Below are 22,306 nucleotides of genomic sequence, written 5' to 3'. Positions count from 1 at the left end.
GGCGGTAGCGTTGAGTACGTGAGCACCGGCCAACCCCCTCAGCACGTGTGCTCCACGTTCGGCCTCCGGGAAGTCGAGCCCATCCCACTCGGTGCGGACTGGGACGGCGGGTGGCTCTGTGGAGACGTAGTCCTGTCAGCCGTCGCCGACCACGCGCGCGCCGCGTGGTCCGCCAAGGTCCGCGAGACGCTCGAGGTGGAAGGCGTGCGGCTCGCCCGTCCCGTGCGATCCACCGACGGCAGGTACGTGGTGTCCGGGTGGCGCGCCGACACGTTCATCGAGGGCACACCCGAACCGCGTCACGACGAGGTCGTGTCGATGTCGGGGCGACTGCACGCCGCCACCTCGCAACTCGACCGTCCCCGGTTCCTGGTGCAGCCCCCGGTCGCGCCGTGGGCGGAGGTCGACGTGTTCGTCGCGGCGGACCGGGCGGCCTGGGAGAAGATCCCGTTGCGCAGCGCGAAGGGCGCCGAACAGCTCGAGACCCCGTCGCCGGACGGTCGCAAGAGTCTCGAGCTGATCACCGGGCTGGCGACATTGCGCAAGCCCGTCACGTGTCCGGATCAGCTCGTCCACGGCGACCTGTTCGGCACCGTCCTGTTCGCCGGTGCGCTCGCGCCGGGGATCACCGACATCACGCCGTACTGGCGCCCCGCGTCCTGGGCGGCGGCCGTGGCGGTGGTGGACGCCATCTCCTGGGGCGGGGCCGACGAGGCCCTCATCGGACGGTGGGAAGACCTGCCCGAGTGGCCGCAGATGCTGCTGCGGGCGGTGCTGTTCCGGCTCGCCGTCCACGTGCTGCACCCGCGGTCGACCGCGGAGGCGTTCCCCGGACTCGCCCGTACCGCCGACGTGGTGCGCCTCCTGCTCTAGGTGGTGAGCAGCTCGGCGAACAGGTCGCGGGCGGCGGTGGTCGCCGCGGTCTCGTCGCCGTCGACGATCGCCTGGATCAGGTGCCGGTGCTCGTCGTGGAATCCCGCCCCCGTCGCGTGCACGTGCCGGTCGACGGTCTGGGCGATCGACGGCAGCAGCGAGTCGTAGAACTCGAGGTACACGGCGTTGTGGCTCGCCTCGACGATCGCGCGGTGCAGGGTGACGTCGGCCGCGACGGCGGCCTCGGTGTCGGACTCGGCCCAGCATCGGAACCGCTCGTCGAGCAGGCTCTGCAGTCGTGTGATGTCGTCCGGGGTGCGTCGCCGGGCGGCGAGCGCGGCGGCGGTGACGTCGAGCGCCTGCCGCAGTTCCGTGACGTCGCGCTCGTGCGCGCCTGCGAAGTATTTGCCGAGTGTGCCGCCGACATCCGAGGTGGCGACGACGTACGTGCCCGATCCCTGCCGCCGTTCCAGCAGCCCGGTGTGGACGAGGGCCTGCACTGCCTCACGGACGGTGTTGCGTCCCGTTCCGGTGAGTTCGGACAGCGCGGTCTCGGTGGGGATCTTCGCGCCCACCGCCCACCGGCCACTGCAGATCTCGTCGCGTAGCTGCTCGGTCACCTGTGAGATGAGACTCGAGCGACGTACGGGTTTTCCAAAGGTCATCCTGTCATCCTATGATTTCTCTCGTGACTCTTCTACGCGGCCGCCTCCTCGTCTTCTGCGCGATCGCCATGTCGGCTCTCGTCCTGAGGCTCGCGGTCACCTCGTTCACCCCGCTGGCCTCGCAGATCCGGGAGGACATCGGATTCTCGCCCACGGTGGTCGGAGTGTTCGGGATGGTACCCACGGCGATGTTCGCGCTGTTCGGCCTGGGAACGCCGCTCATCGCCAAGCGGTGGGGCCTGGAACGGACCGCGCTCGTGGCGATGGTGATGGCCGGAGTCGGCATGCTCACGAGAGCGCTGATGAGCGACACCTGGTCGTTGCTGGCGCTGTCGGCCCTCGCGCTGGCCGGCATGGGAATCGGCAACGTGGTGATTCCGCCGCTGGTCAAGCGCTACTTCTCCGACCGGTTGGCCGTGATGAGTTCGGTGTACATCGTCGGGGTGCAGATCGGCACCATCGTGCCCGCCTTCGTGGCCGTCCCGCTCGCCGAGGCGTTCGGCTGGCGGTTCTCGATCGGGGTCTGGGCGCTCCTCGGCTTCGCCGCGGCGCTCCCGTGGATCCTCCTGCTCACCCGCGAACGACGTCGCACCGTGGTCGTCGCGGCGGAACCGCCCGCGGGTGTGCAGGCCGAACGCCCGCACGGGAAGGCCTGGCGTTCGCCCGTCGGCTGGGGGATGGCCGGCATGTTCGGAATGACGTCGATGATCACGTACTCGATGTTCACCTGGATTCCCGACATCCTGTCCGACGCCGGGGCGAGCGAAGCGTTCGGCGGTGCCATGGTGGGACTGTTCTCGTTCATGGGTCTCGTCGCCGCGTTCGGCGCCCCCACGCTGTGCGCCCGCATGCGCAATCCGTTCCCGATCGTGATCGGATGCGCGGTCTGCTACCTGGTGGCCTTCAGTGGACTGCTGTTCGCTCCGATGAGCGCACCGATCCTGTGGATCGTGCTGCTGGGGCTCGGGCCGAGCACGTTCCCCATGTCGCTGACGCTCATCAATCTGCGCACGCGCAGCCACCTCGGCTCGGCGACGCTGTCCGGTTTCACCCAGGGTGTGGGCTACGCCGTCGCGTGCCTCGGACCGCTGCTGTTCGGGGTGTTCCACGACGCCTCCGGCGGATGGACCGTGTCGTTCGGATTCCTGACGTTCGGCGTGGTGATCCTCCTCATAGCGGCGTTCCAGGCGTGCAAGCCGCGCATGCTCGAGGACAGCTGGCACGTCGAAAAGGAGCCTGAGAACGCTCTTCGACACGTCTAGGAAACATGCAGGAAACCTCACATCGCCCCAGTTGAAAAGTGAGGATCAGTTGACGTTGCGGTCACCGACCGCAGCACCGCCGCAACACCGGTTTTCTACCTTTGGGTCTCCCACACAACGAGGAGGCCCGGGTGAAGAAGCACTACATCGAGCACTGGGACGCGGAAGACGTCGACGCCTGGGAGGCGGGCGGCAAGGACATCGCCAAGCGGAACCTGATCTGGTCGGTAGTCGCTGAGCACGTCGGCTTCTCCGTCTGGTCGATCTGGTCCGTCATGGTGCTGTTCATGCCGACCGACATCTACGGGATCGACGCGGCGGGCAAGTTCTTCCTCGTCGCCGTCCCCACTCTCGTCGGCTCGATCCTGCGGATCCCGTACACGGTCGCGACGGCCCGCTTCGGTGGCCGCAACTGGACCGTCTTCAGCGCCCTCGTCCTGTTCGTCCCGACACTGTTCACCCTCTACCTGATGATGAACCCGGGGGCGTCGTACACGACGTTCATCCTCGTCGCGGCACTCGCCGGCGTCGGCGGTGGAAACTTCGCGTCGTCGATGACCAACATCAACGCGTTCTACCCACAGCGGCTCAAGGGCTGGGCACTCGGTCTCAACGCGGGCGGCGGCAACATCGGTGTCCCGGTGATCCAGGTCGTCGGTCTGCTCGTGATCGCCACCGTGGGCAACACGGACCCCTGGATCGTGTGCGCCGTCTACCTGGTCTTCATCGCCGTCGCCGCGGTCGGCGCGGCCCTGTTCATGGACAACCTCGGCAACCAGAAGTCCGATCTCCGGGCGATGGCCAAGGCGCTGAAGTTCTCCGACTCGTGGGTCATCAGCTTCCTCTACATCGGCACGTTCGGATCGTTCATCGGATTCAGCTTCGCGTTCGGCCAGGTGCTGCAGATCAACTTCCTCGCCGGTGGCGCCACCCCCGCGGCGGCCGCCCTGCACGCCGCGCAGATCGCCTTCATCGGACCGCTGCTCGGCTCCATCGCCCGGCCGATGGGCGGCAAGCTCGCCGACCGCATCGGCGGCGGCAAGATCACGCTGTACACCTTCGTCGCCATGGCGCTCGCCGCCGCGGTGCTGGTGACCGCGGGCACCGTCGACGACGGCACGCCCGGCGCGGCCACGGCCGGAGTGCTGGTGGCGTTCGTGGTCGGCTTCATCACCCTGATCCTGCTGGCAGGCATCGGCAACGGCTCGGTCTACAAGATGATCCCGTCGATCTTCGAGGCCAAGGCGCAGGGGCTCGAAGGACTGAGCCGCGACGCCAAGGCGGCGTGGTCGCGGGCGATGTCCGGGGCCCTCATCGGCTTCGCCGGCGCCATCGGCGGCCTCGGCGGCGTCGGAATCAACCTGGTGCTCCGCGCGTCCTACGGCGGCACCGCGAAGTCGGCGACCATGGCGTTCTGGGTGTTCCTCGCCTTCTACCTTGCCTGCATCCTCGTCACCTGGTTCGTCTTCCTGCGCCGCCCGTCCGTCACTCGTGCGCTCACCGTCACCGACGGCGACGACGAAAAGGTGTCGGTCTCGGCGTGACCTCCCGCAGTACCGCATGAACTCGAGTAATTCAGCTAGAAGGAGCGACGGCATGAGCCGCAAGTCAGCAGTGGTCATCGGACACGGAATGGTCGGACATCGATTCGTCGAGGCGTTGCGTGCACGCGACGAGTCGGACGACTGGTCGGTGACGGTGCTCTGCGAGGAGCCCCTCCCCGCGTACGACCGGGTGGGACTGTCCTCCTACGTGGGGGCGTGGGACCCCAAGGAGCTTGCGCTCGCGGGTAACGACTACCCGGACGACGCGCTCGTCGACCTCCGGATCGGCCGCCGGGCCGCGACCATCGATCGGGAGGCCCGCAAGGTCACCACCGATTCGGGTGAGGTCGTCGGGTACGACGCTCTCGTGATGGCCACCGGTTCGTATCCGTTCGTGCCGCCGATCCCCGGCCACGACCGGCCGGAGTGCTTCGTCTACCGCACGCTCGCCGACCTGGACGGCATCCGGAAGCGTGCCGACGCGGCCGGGCCCGGCGCCGTCGGTGTCGTGGTCGGCGGTGGTCTGCTCGGACTCGAGGCCGCGAACGCCCTCAAATTGATGGGCATGACCCCGCACGTGGTCGAGTTCGCTCCCCGGCTGATGCCGCTGCAGGTCGACGAGGGCGGCGGCGCGCTGCTCGCCAACCTCGTCACCGACCTGGGTCTCACCGTCCACGCGGGTGTCGGCACCGCAGGCATCACCGAGGGCCCGGACGGGATCAGCGTCGAACTGTCCGACGGCTCGGTGATCGAGGCCGCGCTGCTGGTGTTCTCCGCGGGTGTGCGGCCGCAGGACCAGCTGGCCCGCGACGCGGGACTCGAGGTCGGTGAGCGCGGTGGGATCATCACCGACCTCGGGTGCCGCACGTCGGACGAGAACATCTACGCGGTCGGCGAGTGCGCCGCGGTGGAGGGCAGGTGCTACGGCCTCGTCGCTCCCGGGTACACCACCGCGGAGATCGTCGCGGACCGGTTGCTCGGCGGGGCGGCGGAGTTCCCCGGCGCCGACCTGTCCACCAAGCTCAAGCTGATGGGTGTGGACGTCGCCAGCTTCGGCGACGCCCACGCTCAGACCCCCGGCGCGCTGGAGGTGGTTCTCAGCGACGCCGCCAAGGGCACCTACGCCAAGCTCGTCGTGTCCGACGACGCGAAGACGCTGCTCGGCGGCATCCTCGTCGGTGACGCCTCCGCGTACGCGTCGCTGCGTCCCCTCGTCGGCCGCGAACTGCCCGGCGATCCGGCCTCGCTCATCTCGCCCGCGGGGGAGAAGCCCGGCGCCGGATCCCTGCCCGACGACGCCGAGGTGTGCTCCTGCAACGGTGTCACCAAGGGCGCGATCTGCGGGGCCATCGCCGACGGCGCCTGCGACATCGCGCAGGTCAAGAGCTGCACCAACGCCGGCACCACGTGCGGTGGCTGCCTGCCGACCATCAAGCAGCTGCTCGCGTCGTCCGGAGTGGTGATGTCGAAGGCGCTGTGCGAGCACTTCGAGCAGTCCCGTGCCGAGCTGTTCGAGATCGTGCAGGCCACCGACACGCGCACGTTCTCCGCGCTGATCTCGAAGTACGGAACGGGCTCGGGCTGCGACATCTGCAAGCCCGTCGTCGCGTCGATCCTGGCGTCCACCGACTCGGACCACATTCTGCACCGCAACCAGGCGGGACTGCAGGACACGAACGACCACTTCCTGGCCAACATCCAGAAGAACGGCACCTACTCGGTGGTGCCGCGGATGCCCGGCGGCGAATGCACGCCCGAACAGCTCATCGTCATCGGCGAGGTGGCCCGCGACTTCGGCCTCTACACGAAGGTCACCGGCGGTCAGCGCATCGACCTGTTCGGCGCCCGCGTCGAGCAGCTGCCCGCGATCTGGAAGCGCCTCGTCGACGCCGGCATGGAGTCGGGCCAGGCGTACGGCAAGTCGCTGCGCACCGTGAAGAGCTGCGTCGGATCCACCTGGTGCCGGTACGGCGTGCAGGACTCCGTGGGTATGGCGGTCGACCTGGAGAACCGGTATCGCGGCCTGCGGTCCCCGCACAAGATCAAGTTCGGTGTGTCGGGCTGTGCCCGTGAATGCGCCGAGGCGCGCGGCAAGGACGTCGGCGTCATCGCCACCGAGAACGGCTGGAACCTGTACGTCGGCGGCAACGGTGGCCAGTCCCCGAAGCACGCCCAGCTGCTCGCAGGCGGGCTCGACGACGAGACCCTGATCCGGTACATCGACCGGTACCTGATGTTCTACATCCGCACCGCGGACCGGCTCCAGCGCACCGCGCCGTGGGTCGAGTCCCTCGAAGGCGGGCTCGACCACCTCAAGGCCGTGGTGTGCGAGGACAGCCTGGGCATCGCCGCCGATCTCGAGGCGGCCATGGCCAAGCACGTTCTGGGATACAAGGACGAGTGGGCGGGTGTGCTCGAGGACCCGGAGAAGCTGTCGCGGTTCGTCTCGTTCGTCAACGCGCCCGACGAGGCCGATCCGACCGTCGCGTTCGACGACACGGGTGTCCGGAAGGTCCCGGTGTTGATGGGAATGCCGAAATTCGCAGCTTCTACATCGGAGTAATCCCCGCTTAACGCTGCGGAAACACCCACCACGAACTATGTATCCAAGCACGGATACACACCAGCCCGAAGGAGGACTGTGATGACCGTCGTCGACATGAACGTCCACAGTGCCAGTGGAACCAGGTTCGAAAGCGTCAAGTCAGGCCGTCTCGAATGGACGTCCGCGTGTCCGCTCAGCCAGCTGATCCCCGGTCTCGGGGTGGCGGTGCTGCTGCGGGGCGGAGAGCAGGTGGCACTGTTCCTTCTCGAGGACGGGTCCCTGCACGCCGTCGGCAACATCGACCCGTTCGGGCGCGCGGCCGTGATGTCCCGCGGCCTCGTGGGTGACCGGGCAGGAGAGCCCACCGTGGCGTCGCCCCTGCTCAAGCAGGTGTTCTCGCTGGTCGACGGTCGCTGCCTCGACGACGAGTCGGTGCGGCTGCCCGTGTACGACGTGCGGGTGTGGGCCGGCGTCGTCCAGGTCCACAGCACGCACGCGTGAACGACGCGGCGCCGCTGTGCGGGTTCACGATCGGGATCACGGCGTCCCGGCGTGCGGAAGAGTTCGCCACGCTGCTGACGCGGCGCGGTGCCACCGTGGTGCACGCTCCGGCCATCCGCATCATCCCGTTGGCCGACGACACGGAACTCGAGCGGGTCACGCGCCAGATCATCGACAACCCGCCGGAGATCGTCGTCGCGACCACCGGGATCGGTTTCCGCGGCTGGATGGAGGCGGCGGACGGCTGGGGTGAAGCGGAGGAGCTGGGCCGGGCCCTGGCCGCGAGCCGCCTGCTGGCCCGCGGACCCAAGGCGAAGGGCGCGATCCGGGCGGCGGACCTGCGGGAGGAGTGGTCGCCCGCGTCGGAGTCGTCGGCCGAAGTGCTCGATCACCTGCTCGGCGAGGGCGTCGAAGGCAAGCGCATCGCGGTCCAGTTGCACGGCGCCACCACGGAATGGGAGCCGGTCGCGGACTTCTGCGAGGTGCTGCGCTGCGCGGGCGCCGACGTGATCGCAGTCCCCGTCTACCGGTGGACGCCGCTCGAGGACCAGGCCCCGATGGACCGGATGATCGAACTGATCGCCTCCGGCGGTCTCGACGCGGTCAGCTTCACCAGCGCACCGGCGGTGGCCTCGCTGCTGACCCGCGCCAAGGAGACCGGAATGATCGAGATGGTGCTGCACTCGTTCCGGCACCGGGTTCTCGCGGCCTGCGTCGGACCGGTCACCGCCGGACCGCTCCGCGAACTCGAGGTCCCCACGACGATGCCGGCACGCTCGCGACTGGGTGCGCTCGCCCGGCACATCGCCGACGAGCTGCCGCGGCGGGCGAACAAGATCCACACCGCCGGACACGAGTTGAGCATCCGCGGCGGATGCGTCGTCGTCGACGGCGAGGTGCGCCAGCTGCCGCCCGCCGCGATGTCGCTGATGCGCACGCTCGGCGCCCGGCCCGGCCGGGTCGTCCCCCGGGACGAACTGCTCGCGGCACTGCCCGGCGGCGGCGGCGACACCCACGCCGTGGAGACGGCGGTGGCCAGACTGCGCGCGTCCCTGGGCGCACCGAAGGCAGTCCAGACGGTGGTCAAGCGCGGATACCGCCTCGCGCTCGATCCCGTCGACTGCGCCGATTCACGTGAGGAGGGACAGCAATGAACGAGACAGCACTGGTACTGGTGGCACACGGAACGCGGAGTCCCCGAGGCGTGGAAATGATCGCCGCGCTCGCCGACGCCGTCGCCGAGCAGGTCGGACCGACCCGGGTGTCCTTCGTGGATGTACTCGGGCCGTCACCCGCCGAGGTGCTCCGCGACATCACCGGGCCCGCCGTCGTGGTGCCGGCGTTCCTCGCGTCGGGCTACCACGTCCACACCGACGTTCCGCGGGAGGTCGCCGACAGCGGCCATCCCTCCGTGGCCGTGACCCGGGCGCTGGGACCGGACCCCGTTCTCGCGGACGTCCTGCTGCGGCGTCTCGTCGACGCGGGCTGGCGGCCCGGCGACGCGGTCGTGCTCGCCGCGGCAGGCTCGTCCGACCCGCGGGCGCTGCGCGACGTCCGGCGCGCCGCGGCGATGCTGTCGGAACTCGTCGCGTCGCGGGTCCGGATCGGCTACGTCGCGACCGCGCAGCCGCGCGTCCCGGACGTGGTCGAAGGATTGCGGGCCGGCGGCGAGAAGCGGGTGTTCGTCGCGTCGTACCTCCTGGCCCACGGACTGTTCCACGCCCGCCTCGCCGATGCCGGTGCGGACGGGGTGGCCGAGCCGCTCGGCGTCGATCCGGCGATCGTCGATCTCGTCGCGGACCGCTACCGCAGCGGAATCCCGGCCGCGGTCCGCGCGCTGTCGTACCAGCGCTGAACCGTCCGGTCAGCGCGGTAGGGGCACCAGCTCGGCGAGATCACCGTCGGCGGCCCCCGCCGGGACCAGCGCCAGCGCCTCGCGGTCGATCAGGCCCGCGAGATGCGCCGTCCGGATTCCGGGGTCCACGCGCCACGTGCCGTCCGGTTGCGGGACGGCGGGCAGGATGCGGGTGGCGTCGCCGCTGACCTCGGACGCATTCGCGATGCGCCCCAGCTGAATCGGTGCCGGGGTGCGACCGGTGAGCGCGGCTGCGATGAACGGAACCGTGGTCAGCAGTGTCACGACCGCGGCGTACGGGTTGCCGGGCAGCCCGAGGACCACCCGGCCGTCGGGCAGCAGGGCGGTCACCTGCGAACCGCCCGGGCGGCACCGCACCCTCCCCACCACGATCCGGGCGTCCGCACGGTCGAGCGCCGCACGCAGCTGGTCGGCCGCGCCGCCGCCGGTGGCCCCCACGATCACGATCAGGTCGGGCCGGCGGACTTCCCGGAACAGCTCATCGAAGCTGTCGGACGTGTCCCGCAGGTGCGTGTCGGCGACCGTGTGGATGCCGCACCACGAGAGGAACTGGGGGAGAACGGGTCCCAGTGCATCCCGGGTCTGCCCGTGGCGCAGCGGGCCGTCGCGCCGGATCTCGTCGCCCGTGACCACGACGTGCGCGCGGACCGGTCCGCGGACCCCGGCGGTGGTCACCTCCGCGCTCGCGGCCGCGGAGACGAGCGCGGGCGTGACGGCCGTTCCCTCCGCCGCGAGCCGGTACCCCTCGTGCCAGTCCTCACCGCGACGCCGCGCGTCGTCGCGCACGGGAACGCCGTGTCTGCGGGACAGTCGCGGCCCCTCGGAAGTGTCTGTCGTCACGGCGAATTCGTCCCGCACGACGGTGGAGGCGCCGCTGGGCAGATGTGCACCGGTCGCGATCCGCGCCGCCTCGCCCTCTGCCAGTTCGAGTTCCTCGTCGCTGCCGGCGTACCGGATGGCGTCGCGCAGCACCCACGGACCGTCGCCCGCGACGGCGTACCCGTCCATGGCGGACACCGCGATGCGCGGCAGGGCGTCGGCGGCGAGCAGCGGCTCGGCGAGCGTGGCGCCGAGCGACGTGCCGAGCGCCGCGGCGCGCGGTGGCAGTGGGGGGACCGCGGCCAGGATCGCGGTGCGGGCCTCGGCGATGGTGACCGGCGCCGCCGCGGACGTGCTCCGGGCCCGCTCGACGTCCTCCGGTGTGTCGCAGTCGGTGACGCCGCGGAAGAGCACCGTTCCGAACGATTCCGGAACGAGGGCCTTCATGGGCTGGTTCACGGCGGAGCCGAGCGCGCGGAGCCGGTCGGTGAGCGCGCCGACGCGCCACGCGGACAACAGGAACTGCAGGCGGCCCGACTCGTCGACCGCGAACACGGTGTCGGCGTCCTGCACGGCGGCGGCGAGGGCCTCGGCCATCGCCGGTTCCGCGAACGGCAGGTCCGACGCGAGCAGGATCACCCGGTCGGCCGGGTCGGCGTCGAGCACGGCCAGCCCGGCGGCCACCCCCGCGACCGGGCCTGCGCCCGGCGGCGTCTCCTGCGTCTGGAGCACCGTCGAATCGAGGTCGGCGCGGCGAGGTCCCACGACGACGATGCGCTCACAGTCGTCGACGGCGTCGAGGGCGGTGTCTAGCATCCGGCGTCCGCCGACCACTACGGCCGGTTTGTCGACGCCGCCCATCCGAGTGGCTCGTCCACCGGCGAGGACTATCGCGTGAACGGGCGCGGCAGAGTTCATTCCCTCATGCTGCCGCACTCCCTCAGTCGCTGTGCAGGTGGCTGCGCGGAGGGCCTGCCGGCCCGGACCGTCCGCCCTGCGCCGTGCTGACGCAGAGCCAGGCCACCGACGCCAGACTGAGGGCCGAGAGGATTCCAATTACCAACATGAATCGATTGTCGGCCGGAAGTGGACCGCGATTTCCAGTCCTCTGTGGAAAAGTGGCCTGTATGAGTAGCGAACCGGTCCGAACCGTCTCCGCGGCCGAGTTGGCGGTGCTGCTCGGTGCGGCGCCCGCCGGCGGGCAGCCCCTGTACCGCGGGCTCGCCGACGCCCTGCGCGAGAGGGTCGCCGACGGGTCCATGGCCGTCGGAGTCCGGCTGCCCGCCGAACGGGCCCTCGCGGAGGAACTCCGGCTCAGCCGGGTGACCGTCAGCGCCGCCTATCGCGAACTGCGAGAGGCCGGTTGGGCGTCGGCGCGGCACGGATCGGGGACATTCGTGGCGATGCCGTCGGGTCCGCCCGCCTGGGGAACCATGGTCGGGGCGCCGGTCGACGGCGTGATCGACCTCGTCAACGCCGCACCGGCGGCCGCTCCTGAACTCAAGGAGGCGTACCTCGACGCCGTCGACGAGTTGCCCCGCTTCATGCCCCAGCACGGCTACCACCCCGGCGGACTGACCACACTCCGGGCGGCGATAGCAGACCGCTACACGCGCCGCGGTCGCCCGACCATCGCGGACCAGATCCTCGTCACCGGGGGCGCGGGTGACGCCACCGAGGTGGTGTTCGAGGCACTGGTCGAGGCGGGCGACCGTGTCCTGATCGAGCACCCGACCTACCCCGGCGCGGTCGAATCCGTGCAGGCGGCCGGCGGCAGACCCGTTCCGGTGCCGATCGACGCGACCGACCCGGACGCGTTCGTCGCCGACGCGGACCGGGCCGCCCGGCAGAGTGCCCCCACGGTGGCGTACGTGATGCCGGACTTCTCCAATCCCTCGGGAGCCAGGGCAACTCCGGAGGGCAGACGGCGGCTGGCCGCGACCCTCGCCCGCCACGGAGTGGTGACTGTCGTGGACGAAGTGGCGGCGGACATCGTGCTGGACGGTCCGGACGACCTGGAGCCGTTCGGTGTCCCGGTCCCGGAATCGGCGACGGTGGCGATCGGCAGCCTCAGCAAGACCGTGTGGGGAGGTATCCGCATCGGCTGGGTGCGTGCGGAGGCTGCCCGCACCGCGCAGCTGGCCAAGATCATGGCCCGCAGGCAGCTGTCGGTCTCCGTGCTGGATCAGCTTGCGGCCGTGCGCCTGTTCGCCTGGCACGATCGACTGGTCGCGCAGCGCCGCCGCGACCTCCGGGTGCAGCGGGACGCGCTCGCGGCGGCGGTCGACGAGCGGTTGCCCGGGTGGAGTTACGTGCTGCCCGCCGGGGGACTGTCCCTGTGGTGCAGGCTGCCTGCCGATACGAGTTCGACGGACCTCGTCGCGGCCGCGCGGTCGCGGGGGCTGCTGCTGGCGCCGGGGCCGCGGTTCGGCACCGGCCATCTGTTCGACGACCATCAGCGGATGCCGTTCACACGGCCGGTGTCCGAACTGACCGCCGCCGTGAATGTCCTTGCCACGCTGGTCGTGTCCGCCGACGCCTCGATGTCCGTGACGCCGACGCTCGTCGTGTGACGCGCGGGTGTGTCACGGAAAAGTATCTGTAAATCGAAGTATCGGTCAGAGACCTGTTCGGTACCGGGAAAGGGGCGGATCTTTATCGACGCTCTGGCATAGTGATGCCGTCGACCCGTCGCTGAAATGTGGGGTATGTCATGGGCTCGTTGTTCCGCAGATCCTTCGGCACCGCCGTAGTCGACCCGGTCCTCGCCCTGACTGCCGCCCTCGTCGGCGCAGGAATTTCCGCGGCACAACCGCTGGTGCCGTTGCCGCCCTTGCCGACCCCGCCCGCTGCCGACGTGATCTTCCCGGTCGCCGACCCGGACCCCTTCTACATCCAGCCCACGGACATCGCCGACCACGCCCCGGGTGACGTGCTGAAGATCCGCCAGCTGCCGCCGTCGTACTACTTCCCCGGTAGTGCGATGTGGGAGTTGCTGTTCCGGACCACCGACTCCGAGGGCAGACCGATCGCGGCGAACACCACGTATGTGCTGCCCCCGAACCACGTCCCGGACGGCCCGCTGGTGTCGTACCAGCACATCATCAATTCACTGGGCAACAAGTGCAAGATCGTCACCGAGCTGTACACCACCGACCCCCTGCACCAGATCCGGGAGGCGGCAGGCCTCAACATCGCTCTCGCGCGCGGGTGGGCGGTGGCGCTGCCCGACCATCTGGGACCGCGGATGGCGTACGGCGCAGCCAAACTCGGCGGCCAGATCACGCTCGACGGCATCCGTGCCGTCCAGCGGGTCCCCGAACTGCAGGTACAGAACAGCAAGGTCGGACTGGGCGGGTACTCCGGTGGCGGCATGGCGACGGCATGGGCGGCGGCGCTGGCGCCGAGCTACGCCCCCGAACTGAACCTCGTCGGCGCCGCCGAGGGTGGAACCCCGATGAACCTGGTGAAGATGGCGGAGGCGCTGGGCACCAATCCGCACCCCGCGTTCGGTCTCGCGATGGCCGCCGCACTGGGTCTCGAACGCGAATACCCGGATCGCGTCGACGTCAGCGGCCAACTCAACGACGAGGGCCGCCGGATGAAGCAGATGATCGGCAACGGATGCACGAACGAGATCATGCTGTTCGGAATCGGGCACAGCGCTTCGGAAATGACCGACAACCAGAACTTCATGGACGACCCGGAAGCGTGGAAGGTGATGGAGGAGAACAGCCTGGAGCTGTACCCGGGCGTGCCCACCGTACCGATCTTCGAATGGCACAGTCCGACGGACGCGCTGATCCCTGTCGATTCGATCGACACCACCCTGCGGCGGTACTGCGACGCGGGCACCCCGGTGCAGACGCTGCTCACGCCGACACCCGACCATCTGTCGGCGGCGGCGCTGGGACTGCCCCAGGGGCTGGACTGGATGGACGCCCGGTTCCGCGGCGACCCCGCGCCGAGCACCTGCTGAGGCGGGTGGAACCGTCAGCCGGGCGGATCGAACCGGTACCGCGCCGCCGCGAGATCCACGCGGCCGTCCCGGATGGGCACGCCCTCGAGTTCGAGCTTCGCGATCTGCTTGTGCGCGAGGTGCGGCGCCGGCCGCCCCGAGGCGCCCAGCACGCGGTGCCAGGGGAGGTCGGCGGAGTCGGTGCGCATGATCCAGCCCACCGTCCGCGCACTGGACAGCCCGGCCGCCGCGGCGATGTCGCCGTAGGTGGCCACCCGGCCGGGCGGAATCGACGCGACCAGCGCGCGCACCGCCTCGACCTGTTCCTCCGTCGTCGCGACCATCAGAGAAGTGTGCGGATGAGCTCGGCCACCTCGTCGGGCCGGGCCTGCGGCACCATGTGATCGCAGTCGAGGTCGACGGCGGTGAGGTTGCCGCCCAGGTGGTCGACGAGGGCCTTGCGGAACGCGGGTGTGACGTACGGCGGCTGCACCTTCGACGCCTGCACGAGCACGGTCGGCAGATGCGCGGGCGGCAGGACCGCCTCGCGGGCCAGTTCGCCCCACGCCGTGACGACGGCGGGGGTGGACAGTCGCCAGTTGACCCGGCCGTTCTCGAGGGGCACCAGGTGTTCGGCGATCTCGTCCTCGAGGACGTCGCGGGCCACCTCGCCCCACGAGCCGTGCAGCTTGTCGGACCGGGCCTCCTCGACGTCGGTGTAGTCGGGGGAGGAGATGGTGAGATCGGCCACCGACTGCATCTGCGCGGGGTCGAGCCCGATCGCCGGGTCGAGCAGCACGAGGCCGCGGATCCGGTCGGGGACCGCGCGTGCCAGGTGCAGCGCCAGGGCGCAACCGAACGAGTGGCCCACCACCAGGACCGGTCCCCGGGCGTGCGCGTCGAGGGTGTCGACGAGGCTCGCGACGTGGGCCTCGAGGTTCCACGGCGGCGACCACGTCGAGCGGCCGTGCCCGAGCAGGTCGGGGGAGATCCACCGGGCGTCGGGCAGCTGGTCGGTGGCCAGCGCCTCCCACCGTCTGCCGTGGCCGGTGAGTCCGTGCAGGGCGAGGATCTCCGTGCCGTCCTCGGCGCCGAACAGGTACGTATTCAGTGCTGACACGTGACCCATGATGCCGGATCGGGCCGCCGCAGGAGATGTCGGACCGTTCTGGTGGAATGCTGCCCATGACGGAATCGGCGGTGCGCACCAGGACGTCGGCTCCCCGGGCCCGGCTCGTGCACCGCCCGAGCCCCGACCGCCCGGCCCGGGTGTGGGACGACTCCACGCAGCGGGTCCTCACCGCACCGCCCCTCGGCATGGGCTGGAATCCCTGGCAGGTGCTCGGCGGCCCGGGAACCGGCAAGACGTCGCTACTCGTCGACGTCGCGGTGGACCGGATCGCCGGCGGCGAGGACCCGGAGTCGGTGCTCGTCCTGACGCAGTCGAAGCGAGCGGCGGGCCGGGTGCGCGAAGAGGTGACCGCCGCCCTCATCGGCCACGACGAGCACCACGGGCCCCGGGCCACGCGCGAACCGCTCGTCCGCACCGTCCACTCCTACGCGTTCGCGGTGCTGCGGTTGCAGGCCGCCGCCCACGGCAATCCGCCGCCGCGCCTCATCACCGGCGCCGAGCAGGACGCCGTGCTCCGCGAGATGCTGCAGGGCGACATCGCGGACGGCGGCGAGATGTGGCCCGAACGGCTGCGTCCCGCACTGGCGCTGGGCGGCTTCGCCGTCGAACTGCGCGACCTCATGTTGCGCGCGAGCGAGCGGGGCCTCGGCCCGGAAGATCTGATCACGCTGGGCCGGCGGCACGACCGCTCCGAGTGGGTGGCGGCGGGCATGTTCGCCGCCCGGTACGAGCACGGCATGCTGCTGCGCGGAGCGGTGGGTGTCGAGGCCCCCGAGGCCACGGCGCCGGCGCTGGACGCGGCCGAACTCATCGGTGCGGCCCTCACCGCGTTCGCCACCGACCCGGACCTGCTGCGCGCGGAACGGGACCGGGTGCGGCACCTGCTCGTCGACGACGCCCAGCACCTCGATCCGCAGGCCGCGGAACTGGTCCGGCTCGTCGGCACCGGTACCCGCACCACGGTCGTGGCCGGCGACCCCGACCAGTCGATCTACGGGTTCCGCGGGGCCGACCCCACGTTCCTCGCCGACCTGGCCGACAAGGGCGATCCCCGGCAGGTGCTGTTACCGGTCAACTTCCGCAGTTCGGCGGAGGTCGCGACCACTGCGGCCCGGATCACGTCCCGCCTGCCGGGGCATCTGCCCCACCGGATCTGGACCCCGTCTCAGGACGGCGGCAGGACGTCGGTCCGGGTCCTGGGCACCGCGGCGAAGGAGGCGGCGCTGATCGCCGACACCCTGCGCCGCGCCCACCTCCTCGACGGGGTGCCGTGGTCGGAGATGGCGGTGATCGTGCGCTCGGTTCCGCGGGCGCTGGCTCCGCTCCGGCGGGCGCTGCTCGGTGCGGGTGTGCCGGTCACCACCGCGGCGTCCGAGTTGCCGCTGGCTCGTCAGCACGGGGTGTCGGGGCTGATGCTGGTGCTGCGGGCACTGTCGGGGCAGGAATTCACGGGCGAGGACGCGCTCGCCCTGCTCGCAGGCCCGGTCGGCGGCGCGGAACCCGTGGCGCTCCGGCGTCTTCGCCGGGGTCTGCGGCGCGCCGAGCTGGCCTCCGGCGGCGACCGTGACTCCGCGGAACTGCTCCGTCTCCTGCTGGTCGGCGAGACGGGCAGCACCCGCAGGGTCACGGCGAAGCTGACCGACGTCGAAGCGGCGTCCCTGAACCGGGTGCTGTCCGTGCTGCGCAAGGCGAGGGTTCCGCTCGAGCGGGGGCGCGGCATCGAGGACGTGCTGTGGGCGGCGTGGCAGGCCACCGGACTCGAACGTCGCTGGTCGGCGGCCTCCGCCCGCGGCGGTCCGATCGGGGCGCAGGCCGACCGCGACCTCGACGCCGTGGTCGCCCTGTTCGACGCCGCGGCGAGTTACGTCGACCGTCTCCCTCGCGCGCAGCTCGCCGGGTTCGTCGACTACCTGACCGGGCAGGCGATTCCCACCGCGCGCACCGTCTCCGTCGTTCCGGGCGACGCCGTGTCGGTGCTCAGCGCCCACTCGGCGGCCGGCCGGGAGTGGGACGTCGTCGCGGTCGCGGGTGTGCAGGAAGGGCTGTGGCCGAGCCTGCGGGCGCGCGGAAGCCTGCTCGGCACCGAGGCGCTGATCGACCTCACGGGCGGCGTGTCCGACGGCAGCGAGACCGCCGCCGACCGGATGTCGCGCACCGCACCGCTGCTGGCCGAGGAACGCAGGCTGTTCCTGGTGGCGTGCAGCCGGGCGAGGCGGAGTCTGCTGGTCACCGCGGTCGACTCGGCCAGCGGCGACGCCGATCTCGTCCACTCCCGTTTCGTCGACGAACTGCTCGCCGGAGAACAGGATTCGGACGCCGAAGAGGTGGTGGTTCCTGCGGAGGATCCGGCGACCCGGGTCCTGGCCCTGCCCGCCCTCGTCGCCGAATTGCGCAGCGTGGTCTGCGATCCGGACGTCGCCGAATCCGACCCCGCCCGCCAGGAACGCGCCGCTCGCCAACTCGCCCGGCTCGCCGAAGCCGGGGTGCGCGGCGCCCACCCGGACCAGTGGTACGGCACGGCCGAACCGAGCACCGGCGTGGCGTTGTGGAACGCGGAGGACGGACCGGTGTCGCTGTCGCCGTCCACCGTCGACCTGCTCAACACCTGCCCGTTGCGGTGGCTGCTCGAACGCCACGGCGGCCGGGACGGCGACAACACCCACGCCATCGCCGGAACGCTCGTGCACACGCTGGTGCAGGCGCTCGCAGGCCGCATCCCACCCGATCAGGTGGAACGTGCGCTCGAGAACGCCTGGGAGTCGATCGATCTCGGCTCCCAGTGGTACTCGCGGCGCGAACTCGACCGCACCCGGGACATGCTCGCCACGTTCACCGCCTGGCTCGGGAACACCCGGTCCGAACTCACCGAGGTCGGAGTCGAGGTGGCCGTCGACGGCGTCCTCGAGCCGCGGGAGGAGGGTTCCCCGCAAATCCGGCTGCGGGGGCGGATCGACCGGCTCGAACGCGACGCCGAGGGCAGGCCCGTGATCGTCGACGTGAAGACCGCCCGCTCACCCGTCACCAAGGACGACGCCCAGCAGCACGCCCAGCTGGCGGCGTACCAGGTGGCGGCGGCCACCGGTGCGATCGACGGGGAGCCGGCGTCGAAACCCGGTGGGGCGCGGCTGGTCTTCGTCGCCAAACCACACAAGAAGGAAGGCGCGACGCAGCGGGTGCAGGCACCGCTGTCGGAGGAGGACCTCGAGACGTGGCTCGCGGTCATCCATGCGGCGGCGGCCGCCACCAAGGGGCCGGAGTTCCTCGCCCGCGTCAACGACGGATGCAGGCACTGCCCGGTGCGGACGAGTTGTCCCGCGCACGACGAGGGACGGCAGGTGACGTCGGAATGACCATCCGAATCGACCCGGTGGAACTCGCGATCGGACTGGGGCAGCATCCGCCGACCCCGGAACAGGCCGCCGTCATCGCGGCCCCCCTCGGCCCGACCCTCGTCGTCGCGGGGGCAGGCGCGGGCAAGACCGAGACGATGGCCGCCCGCGTCGTGTGGCTGGTGGCCAACGGGGTCGTCGACCCCGAGGCGGTGCTGGGTCTGACGTTCACCCGCAAGGCGGCGCAGCAGCTGACCGCCCGGATCAGGAAACGCCTTGCCCGTCTGGCGGGTTCGGACCTGCTCCGCCGGGTCGACCCGAGCGGTGACCTCCGGTCGCGCATCCTCGCCGGCGAACCGGAGGTCAGCACGTATCACTCCTACGCCGGGCGACTGCTGTCCGAGCACGGGCTCCTGTTGCCCATCGAACCGTCGGCGACGCTGCTGTCGGAGACGGAACTGTGGCAGCTGGCGCACCGGGTGGTCAGCTCGTGGGACGGCGACCTCGACACCGATAGAAATCCGGCGTCCGTCACCGAGGCGGTCCTCGCGCTGGCCGGGCAGCTCGCCGAGCACCTCGTCGAACCGGACGACCTGCGGGAGGCGCACACCGAACTCGACAAGCTCGTCCACACCCTGCCCGCCGGACCGCGGCAGCGCGGTGGTCCCGGTAAGGAACTGCTCGACATCCTCGACACCCAGCACCGCCGGGTGGAACTCTTGCCGCTGGTGCAGCGGCTCGCGGACACCCTGCGACGGGAAGGCGCGCTCGACTTCGGCAGTCAGATGTCGCTGGCGGCACGCGTCGCCGCGGACCACCCCGAGGTCGGCCTCACCGAGCGCACCCGTTTCCGGGTGGTGCTGCTCGACGAGTACCAGGACACGGGACACGCGCAGCGGGTGCTGCTGTCGTCGCTGTTCGGCGGCGGACTCGACGGCGAACTTGCGCTGACCGCGGTGGGCGATCCCATGCAGTCGATCTACGGCTGGCGCGGTGCGTCGGCGGCCAACCTGCCCCGCTTCGCCACGGATTTCCCGCTGACGAACGGGGATCCGGCGCCGACGCTGGAACTGCTCACCAGCTGGCGCAACCCGCCGGAGGCCCTGGCGCTGGCCAACATGGCGTCGGCGTCCCTGCGGGAGCGGGGCGTGGCGGTCAGCATGCTGCGGGCGCGACCGCAGGCCGTACCCGGGGACGTGCGGCTGGCCCTCACCGGTGACGTCGTGCAGGAACGGGAATGGGTGGCCGACCGCATCGCCGAACAGTACGCGGACGCCGCGAACCGGGGCGAGGATCCGCCGACCGCCGCGGTGCTGATCCGCCGCAACGCCGACGCGGCACCGGTCGCGGAGGTGCTGCGGTCGCGGGGTCTGCCGGTCGAGGTGGTCGGTCTCGGCGGTCTGCTCCACACGCCCGAGGTGGCCGACGTCATCGCGATGCTCCGGGTCGTCGCCGACCCGATGGCGGGCAGTGCCGCCGTCCGGATGCTGACCGGCGCGAGATGGCAGATCGGGGCCGCCGACCTGACGGCGCTGTCGCGGCGAGCGTCCGAACTGGCCATCGGAACGGGCTACGGAACCACCGGCGCCGTCACGGATTCGGCCGCCCTCGCCGACGCCGTCGGCGAGGCGCTGCCCGGTGAACACGCGGAGCAGGCGGGGCTGGCGGACGCGCTGGCGGATCCCGGCCCCGCAGAACGCTATTCGCAGGTCGGCTACGCACGGATCACCGCGGTGGCGGCGGAGTTGGCGTCCCTGCGCGAGCGGATCGGGCAGCCGCTCACCGAACTGGTGGCGGAGGTCGAACGGGTGCTGGGGATCGGCATCGAAGCGCAGGCCCGGACGCGGCAGTCGGCGCGGGGGAGTGCGGGCCGGGAACATCTCGACGCCTTCGCCGACGTCGTCGCCGGTTACGCGAACCGCACGTCGGCCACCGTCACCGGACTGCTCGCCTTCCTGTCCGCCGCGGAATCGGTCGAAAAAGGCCTGGCGCCCGGCGAAGTCGAAGTGGACCCGCACCGCGTCCAGGTGCTGACCGTGCACTCCGCGAAGGGGCTGGAGTGGGAAGTGGTGGCGGTGCCGCACCTCACGGCCGGTGTCTTTCCGTCGCGGACCGCGTCCGGGTCCTGGCTCGGTGCGCTCGGCGAACTGCCGCCGTCGCTGCGCGGAGACCGGGAGCGGCCGGGTGAGTCGGCAGACGGTGTACCCGTCCTCGAACTCGAGAACCTGTACGACCGGAAAGACCTCGAGGAGGCCGTGAAGGCGCACAAGTCGGCGCTGGCGGCCCGCAGACTGGACGAGGACCGCCGGCTGTTCTACGTCGCCCTCACCCGCACCGAACGGGTGCTGTTCGCTTCGGGTCACCACTGGGCAGAATCGGGAACCGAGCCGAAGGGGCCGTCGGAGTTCCTCACCGAACTGCGCGACACGGTGACGGACGAGGAGTACGAGGGTATCGGGATCGTCGATCTCTGGGCGCCCACGCCCGAACCTGAGGAGCAGAACCCGCTGACCAGCACCCCCAAGTCGGCTGTGTGGCCGCGGGATCCGCTCGGTCTCCGCCGGGAGGCGGTCGAGCGTGGTGCGGCGCTGGTCGTCGCGGCACTGAAGAACGTCGGCAAGCAGGCGCCGGCGGACGAGGAGGACGACCACGAGAACTGGGCAGCCGACGTCGACGCCCTCCTCGCGGAGCGGGAAGCGCGTGCGAACGCTCGGACCGAGGTGGTGTTACCCGGCCAGCTGTCGGTGAGCCAGCTCGTCGAACTCGAGGCCGACCCGGACGCCCTGGCCGCCCGGCTGCGGCGGCCGCTGCCGTTCCCGCCGAATCCGCTCGCGCGGCGCGGCACCGCGTTCCACGCATGGGTGGAGCGCCGTTTCGGAGCCACCCGGCTGCTCGATCTCGACGAGCTGCCCGGTGCCGCCGACACGGGTGCGGGCCCGGACGCCGATCTCGCGACGTTGCAGGACGCGTTCCTGCGCTCGCCGTGGGCCGACCGCAACCCGACGGAGGTCGAGGTGCCGTTCGAGACCTCGGTGGCGGGGACCGTGCTGAGGGGCCGGATCGACGCGGTGTTCACCGACCCCGACGGCGGGTGGACGGTGATCGACTGGAAGACCGGCGCCGAACCGAGCGCGGCCAACGAGAAGGCCGTCGTGATGCAGCTCGCCGCGTACCGGCTGGCGTGGGCCGAACTGATGGACGTTCCGATCGAGCGGGTGCGCGCCGCATTCCATTACGTGCGGACCGGACGGACGATCGCGCCGGACCGCCTCCCCGGCGCCGACGCGCTCGCCCGACTCCTCAGTACCGTCGGCGCCGGCGAATCGGATCCCGCCGACGGAGGTCCCGAAGACGAGCTCAGGCGTGACGCCGAGCTTTGAGGGCCTCGGTGATCAACGGGATCTGCAGCGGAAGACGCAGCAGCGCACCGGTTTTCTGCACGGTCGTCGTCTTCGGGCTCTTCAGCCAGTCCACTGCCATGTTGATGTTGGCAGGGAAGACGGCGACGAACAGCAGTGCGGCGAGACCGCCACCGAGCCTGCGCGTGCGCGGCACGGCCAGCGCGGTGCCGATCGCGAGCTCGGCGACCCCGGACACGTAGGTGTAGGTGCGGGCGTCGCCCGGCAACTGTGTGGGCACCGTGGAATCGAAGAACTTCGGGGCGGCGAAGTGCATCGTGCCCGCGCCCAGCAGCAGCGCGGCGAGACGGAGTGCGGGCTTCTGGCTCGGTCGTGGTGTGACGCTCTCTCGTTGCATGACGCCAGCTTGCCCGAACCACCCGGTTCGCGACAACGAGGCTCCG

At 70.9% G+C, this 22,306-nt stretch carries 17 protein-coding genes; 11 read left to right on the top strand and 6 right to left on the bottom strand.

Annotation, left to right across the window (positions count from 1 at the left end):
- Positions 1-18 precede the first annotated feature (18 nt).
- Entirely contained in the window at positions 19-873 is an 855-nt protein-coding gene (locus BLV94_RS12525) for a TIGR02569 family protein (protein ID WP_072937656.1), read from the top strand.
- Here the strand turns inward: BLV94_RS12525 and BLV94_RS12520 are convergent.
- Positions 870-1,538: a FadR/GntR family transcriptional regulator gene (locus BLV94_RS12520; RefSeq protein WP_072937657.1), complete on the bottom strand. Its 669-nt coding sequence runs from the start codon at positions 1,536-1,538 to the stop codon at positions 870-872. The two genes, BLV94_RS12525 and BLV94_RS12520, sit on opposite strands and share 4 nt — an antisense overlap.
- An 11-nt stretch (positions 1,539-1,549) precedes the next feature.
- Between BLV94_RS12520 and BLV94_RS12515 the strand changes: the two genes are divergently transcribed.
- From BLV94_RS12515 to BLV94_RS12490, 6 genes are all read left to right on the top strand, one after another.
- Complete coding sequence (locus tag BLV94_RS12515; protein ID WP_072937658.1) at positions 1,550-2,800, top strand: CynX/NimT family MFS transporter; 1,251 nt, start codon at positions 1,550-1,552, stop codon at positions 2,798-2,800.
- 131 nt (positions 2,801-2,931) lie between these two features.
- The gene (locus BLV94_RS12510; protein WP_072937659.1) at positions 2,932-4,344 is read left to right on the top strand and encodes an MFS transporter; all 1,413 of its coding nucleotides are present in this window, start codon (positions 2,932-2,934) and stop codon (positions 4,342-4,344) included.
- Between the two features lie 52 nt (positions 4,345-4,396).
- A complete protein-coding gene (nirB, locus tag BLV94_RS12505) occupies positions 4,397-6,907 on the top strand; it encodes a nitrite reductase large subunit NirB (RefSeq protein WP_072937660.1) in 2,511 nt (836 codons plus the stop codon).
- An 81-nt stretch (positions 6,908-6,988) separates the two neighbouring features.
- Positions 6,989-7,390, top strand: a complete 402-nt coding sequence (gene nirD, locus BLV94_RS12500; RefSeq protein WP_043825757.1) for a nitrite reductase small subunit NirD — start codon at positions 6,989-6,991, stop codon at positions 7,388-7,390.
- Positions 7,387-8,544 carry a uroporphyrinogen-III synthase gene (locus tag BLV94_RS12495; protein ID WP_072937661.1) on the top strand — a complete coding sequence of 386 codons (1,158 nt, stop codon included), beginning with the start codon at positions 7,387-7,389 and terminating at the stop codon, positions 8,542-8,544. The genes nirD and BLV94_RS12495 overlap by 4 nt, the downstream gene beginning before the upstream one ends.
- Positions 8,541-9,245, top strand: coding sequence for a sirohydrochlorin chelatase (locus BLV94_RS12490; RefSeq protein ID WP_072937662.1), 705 nt, complete (start codon positions 8,541-8,543; stop codon positions 9,243-9,245). Before BLV94_RS12495 ends, BLV94_RS12490 begins: the two co-directional genes overlap by 4 nt.
- Positions 9,246-9,254: 9 nt before the next feature.
- Here the strand turns inward: BLV94_RS12490 and BLV94_RS12485 are convergent, their stop codons facing one another.
- Positions 9,255-11,003, bottom strand: a complete 1,749-nt coding sequence (locus BLV94_RS12485) for an NTP transferase domain-containing protein (RefSeq protein WP_072937663.1) — start codon at positions 11,001-11,003, stop codon at positions 9,255-9,257.
- Between the two features lie 22 nt (positions 11,004-11,025).
- Positions 11,026-11,151: a hypothetical protein gene (locus tag BLV94_RS51545; RefSeq protein ID WP_255314956.1), complete on the bottom strand. Its 126-nt coding sequence runs from the start codon at positions 11,149-11,151 to the stop codon at positions 11,026-11,028.
- A gap of 61 nt (positions 11,152-11,212) precedes the next feature.
- Between BLV94_RS51545 and yczR the strand changes: the two genes are divergently transcribed.
- Positions 11,213-12,658 carry a MocR-like transcription factor YczR gene (gene yczR, locus BLV94_RS12480; RefSeq protein WP_072937664.1) on the top strand — a complete coding sequence of 482 codons (1,446 nt, stop codon included), beginning with the start codon at positions 11,213-11,215 and terminating at the stop codon, positions 12,656-12,658.
- Between the two features lie 140 nt (positions 12,659-12,798).
- The gene (locus BLV94_RS12475) at positions 12,799-14,064 is read left to right on the top strand and encodes a lipase family protein (protein WP_072937665.1); all 1,266 of its coding nucleotides are present in this window, start codon (positions 12,799-12,801) and stop codon (positions 14,062-14,064) included.
- 14 nt (positions 14,065-14,078) lie between these two features.
- On the opposite strand, the gene BLV94_RS12470 is transcribed toward BLV94_RS12475, so the two are convergent.
- Together BLV94_RS12470 and BLV94_RS12465 are read right to left on the bottom strand one after the other, a co-directional pair.
- Positions 14,079-14,387: an MGMT family protein gene (locus BLV94_RS12470; RefSeq protein ID WP_072937666.1), complete on the bottom strand. Its 309-nt coding sequence runs from the start codon at positions 14,385-14,387 to the stop codon at positions 14,079-14,081.
- Positions 14,387-15,172, bottom strand: a complete 786-nt coding sequence (locus BLV94_RS12465; protein WP_072937667.1) for an alpha/beta fold hydrolase — start codon at positions 15,170-15,172, stop codon at positions 14,387-14,389. The genes BLV94_RS12470 and BLV94_RS12465 overlap by 1 nt, the downstream gene beginning before the upstream one ends.
- Before the next feature lie 56 nt (positions 15,173-15,228).
- On the opposite strand from BLV94_RS12465, the gene BLV94_RS12460 reads away from it, so the two are divergent.
- Both BLV94_RS12460 and BLV94_RS12455 read left to right on the top strand, forming a co-directional pair.
- Positions 15,229-18,525, top strand: coding sequence for an ATP-dependent helicase (locus BLV94_RS12460; RefSeq protein WP_072937790.1), 3,297 nt, complete (start codon positions 15,229-15,231; stop codon positions 18,523-18,525).
- Positions 18,522-21,884 carry an ATP-dependent helicase gene (locus BLV94_RS12455; protein ID WP_072937668.1) on the top strand — a complete coding sequence of 1,121 codons (3,363 nt, stop codon included), beginning with the start codon at positions 18,522-18,524 and terminating at the stop codon, positions 21,882-21,884. Before BLV94_RS12460 ends, BLV94_RS12455 begins: the two co-directional genes overlap by 4 nt.
- Here the strand turns inward: BLV94_RS12455 and BLV94_RS12450 are convergent.
- The gene (locus BLV94_RS12450) at positions 21,862-22,260 is read right to left on the bottom strand and encodes a DoxX family protein (RefSeq protein ID WP_072937669.1); all 399 of its coding nucleotides are present in this window, start codon (positions 22,258-22,260) and stop codon (positions 21,862-21,864) included. The two genes, BLV94_RS12455 and BLV94_RS12450, sit on opposite strands and share 23 nt — an antisense overlap.
- Between the last annotated feature and the right edge of the window lie 46 nt (positions 22,261-22,306).

Source organism: Rhodococcus koreensis, from assembly GCF_900105905.1.
Classification (GTDB): Bacteria; Actinomycetota; Actinomycetes; order Mycobacteriales; family Mycobacteriaceae; genus Rhodococcus_F; species Rhodococcus_F koreensis.
The sequence above is the reverse complement of the archived record's forward strand: the minus strand, read 5'-3'. Positions and strand labels throughout refer to the sequence as shown.